Annotated in this window: 1 pseudogene; it reads left to right on the forward strand. The window is 55.3% G+C overall.

The annotated features are described in order from the left end of the window. A pseudogene (gene uvrD / locus FMN52_RS04710) lies at positions 1-249 on the forward strand (DNA helicase II); the annotation flags it as partial. Positions 250-398 lie beyond the last annotated feature (149 nt).

The raw sequence follows: 398 nt of genomic DNA on the forward strand, positions 1-398 counted from the left end.
GAATGCGTGGAAGAGGTGCGTCTGCGGGCGAGCATCAGCCGTCCGGTCAGCCATCAGCGCATGGGCTCGCCGATTGCGGAAACCGACACCGGCTACAAGCTGGGCCAGCGTGTGCGCCATTCGAAGTTTGGCGAAGGCACCATTGTGAATCTGGAAGGCAGCGGCGAGCACAGCCGTCTGCAGGTGGCGTTCCAGGGGCAGGGGATCAAATGGCTGGTGGCGGCCTATGCGAAGCTGGAAACAGTCTAACATTCAGAAAAATATCATTATTTTGTAATAATCTGCTAGCCTTATACAGCGAAGGTCAATTAATGCCCTTCAGCGTTCCGTTGCGTGTTGACGCCATAGTTATAGCTGGCGTAACATGCGCGCACGATTACGCTAAGAGGACATTCGCC

This window comes from Marinobacter sp. BW6, from assembly GCF_008107725.1.
GTDB lineage: Bacteria > Pseudomonadota > Gammaproteobacteria > Pseudomonadales > Oleiphilaceae > Marinobacter.